2 protein-coding genes are annotated in these 3,355 nt (G+C 50.4%); both read right to left on the bottom strand.

Annotated elements, in window-relative coordinates; genetic code table 11:
* Positions 1 to 216 precede the first annotated feature (216 nt).
* On the bottom strand, positions 217 to 1,638 hold the full coding sequence (locus CVT63_08120) for a hypothetical protein (GenBank protein PKQ27417.1): 1,422 nt from the start codon (positions 1,636 to 1,638) through the stop codon (positions 217 to 219).
* A gap of 179 nt (positions 1,639 to 1,817) precedes the next feature.
* Positions 1,818 to 3,119: a hypothetical protein gene (locus CVT63_08115; GenBank protein ID PKQ27416.1), complete on the bottom strand. Its 1,302-nt coding sequence runs from the start codon at positions 3,117 to 3,119 to the stop codon at positions 1,818 to 1,820.
* Positions 3,120 to 3,355: the final 236 nt, after the last annotated feature.

Raw genomic sequence — 3,355 nt, 5'->3', positions numbered from 1 at the left:
TGGCAAAGCACCAGTCAAAACTCTTTTCGTTCGATGGATCGAAAATCTTTTTCAGAAACGCCAGGGTTGTTTTACCACGCAGCGTAGTTTTGTCTTTGGGTTTTGGAAAGAATTTTTGCGAAAAGGTATAGGGTTGATGGCGACAAAACACGCAGAATCGCAAAAAGAAATCGTTTGAAAGAGATATGAAAAAAGATGTGAAAAATATCGCTTGCGTTACTTGCGCCTTCTCACAAGCAGCGCCGCAACGCCTACCGCGCCGAGAAGCGCAACGACCTCGAAGCCGGGAATTCCGCCCTTCTCTTTGACATCGCCTCCGGCGCCCGCCTTTACGGTGGTCTGCACGCTGACTGTGTAGGTCGAACCGTCGCCTACGGTGGCGGTCAGCGTCGTGGTGTCGATATCGCCCTCAATCGCGGTTTTTGGAACCGTAACGCTGAGGGTGACTGTGCCGCTCGCAGCCGCGGCAAGCGATAATTCGGCTTTGCTAACAGCCACGTTCCAGCCGCTTGCGGACGAGGCGCCAAGAGCAATCGTATCCTGTGCGGAGCCGGTGTTCCTGACCGTTATCGTGTATTCCGCAGTCTTTTCCTTGTCGGCTTCGCCTGTGGTGGATGATGCTGTGAGTTGTGCGCCGTAGGTTTGGGCGTCTCCGCCGACGACGGTCGATACCGTGTCAATGGATGAAACGCCTCCGCCGGAATAGGTGCCTGTGACCTTTATCGTGGCGACCGTGCCAACCTCCGCGTCGGTAGCAGCAGTGACGGTAAGCTTAACCGTATCGCTCGCTCCTGCGGCGAGCGTAACCTGCATTTTGTCGAGCGTCGCAGTCCAGCCTTCGGGTGCGTTATATGTCGCAATGGCCACGGTCTCTTCGGCATCTCCGTTGTTGGCTATGGCAACGTCGTAGGTTACGCTTCCGCCTGCGTGGATTGATTTTTCGTTAGAGTCGCAGGAGAACGCTATGTTGCCGCCCCCGCCGCCGATTGGCGCGAGGCCTGGAACACTTATCTGTGATGCGTGTTCAGTGCCACCCGTAAGGTATTTCAAAACTGGTGCTGGTCCAGCATTCTCTCCGCCCCAAAATATAATCCATACCTCGAAAGTATCACCTGCTGCATATTCTATACCGTTTGTAGTCAGGTCGATATCGACTTGGTATATTTCACCAGGGATAAATACTGACGACTCTGGAGCAGGAACCCAACTACCCATAGTTCCTTCATCTTCAACCCCATTTTTTCCAAGTGCTATGTCAATCCCCATATCCAGTCCGGACCATGGTAAAAGTGTGACAGGGGCATCACAAGAAAACCAGAGGGTTACATGAGCATTGCCGGTAATCGTAATGGGTTCGCTCAATGAGGTGTAAAAAATTGTGGGCCAGGTGGCGGTGAGCGTTTCAGCTGTCGATGCTCCAGCTCCTCCTTCAGCAGATGGCGCCTCTCTCGCAATACCATAAGCATTCATAAGCGCCGCATCTTCTGATGCAGCTTCCCCGGGGATATCTTTAGCTTCATCCGTCAAGAAAAACTTCCCCGCGGGCGCATCCTGCGCCTCCGCCTCCGGCATCAAAACCATTCCGCTGCCGAGTATGAACGCGACAGCCAGCGCTATAACTAATATTTTACTTTTCATATCATATTTTAGTCCTCCTTTGTTCACTCCGCTCAATTTGAACAATGGTAAGTGGTTTTGGGGTTATATATATTTTCACTTGATTGGAACCTGTTTCACGGTAAAAAACGAAATAGCGGTAAAACATCAAAAAAATAAATACAAAAAAAAGTGAAATGTGAAAAGATTTGGTAAGGAGACTACTTGCGCCTTCTCACAAGCAGCGCCGCAACGCCTACCGCGCCGAGAAGCGCAACGACCTCGAAGCCGGGAGTCTTCTTTGCGGTCGCCTTCTCGACAACGACCTGCTCGGACTTGGCGTGGGTCCCGCCCTTTCCGTCATTTACGGTCAGTTTTACGGTGTAAGTCCCGGCCTCTGTGTAGGTGTGCGTAGCCGTCTTTCCCGAACCCTTGGCAGTTCCGTCGCCCCAGTCCCATTCATACGTCATGGCGTCCCCGTCGGGGTCGCTTGAGGCGGATGCATCGACGTCTACTTTAAGGCCGTTCTTTGTCACGGTAAACGAAGCCACGGGATTCTGGTTTGTCACCTCGCCTCCAAGCGATGTCGTGGTCGTTACGACGCTCGCAAAACCGCCGTCGAAGGTTGCGCTTACAGTTACCTCGGCCGCTTCATTTTCCGCAACGCTGCCGCTTGGAGTGACCGTGAGAGTCGCAGTCGCCGTGCCGCTTGCCGGAACGGTCAGAGAGTTAGGCGATACCTCGACGTTCCACCCGGAAACGGTATTGCTTGTTAGTGCAACCGTCGTGGCTTCGGTCAGGTTGCTTTCAAACGTGAGTTCATAAGTCGCTGTCGCGCCGTTCGCTACGGATTGCGCGGTCTTGTCGGATGTCATGGTGATGCCGCCGGTTGAAATCGGTTCTTCGGAAACCTCAGCCGTAATCTGAATTCCAGATGGATAATCAGTCGAATCGTAAATGATTGCATTGACGGTATCCATGTCTGTGTAAACCGCATCAAGAACCACTGTAAGATAATCGCCAGAAATTGTGATATCTTCAAATGTATAGGTAATTTTTGCCGGGTTGTCTGTTGAGTTTACGGCTTGTTCAGCGGTTACAGATGCAACCGGGGGGTCTTCAGATAGCTCGCTACGATCATATATTGCAATATCCCAACTTTGGGTACTTTTCGCCTGCTGCTCTCCCGGTTCCATTGCCCAGAAGGTCACAGTTATATCGACACTTTCATACGAATATCCGTCAGAAGGGCCCCATATCCACCCACATTCATACAAAGTATTCGGCTGGGAAGCACCATCCACCCCTTGGACTGAAAAAGCCACTCTTGGGTTTGGGTCTGTGGGTGCATTTTCATCCATGATATTAAACTTGTTTGCCCAATCAACATTATATGTCACGGTTCCGTGGAAATATAATGTTTTGTCCTCCGTTTCTACTGCTTTCACTTCCGGCATCAAAACCATTCCGCTGCCGAGTATGAACGCGACAGCCAGCGCTATAACTAATATTTTACTTTTCATATTTTAGTCCTCCTTTGTTCACTCCGCTCAATTTGAACAATGGTAAGTGGTTTTGGGGTTATATATATTTTCACTTGATTGAAGCCTGTTTCACGGTAAAAAACGAAATAGCGGTAAAACATCAAAAAGATAAATACATGCTGTGTGGCACGATTCCTAAAAATCAACCTTGCTCTCGCTAATCCGACTCGTTTTTGTCCTAATTTACGTCCCTTAACTGTTGGTATGCCCAGAAC

Origin of the sequence: Candidatus Anoxymicrobium japonicum, assembly GCA_002843005.1 — a bacterium.
In the GTDB taxonomy this organism is placed as follows: domain Bacteria; phylum Actinomycetota; class Geothermincolia; order Fen-727; family Anoxymicrobiaceae; genus Anoxymicrobium; species Anoxymicrobium japonicum.
This window is presented reverse-complemented; position numbering and strand designations above follow the sequence as displayed.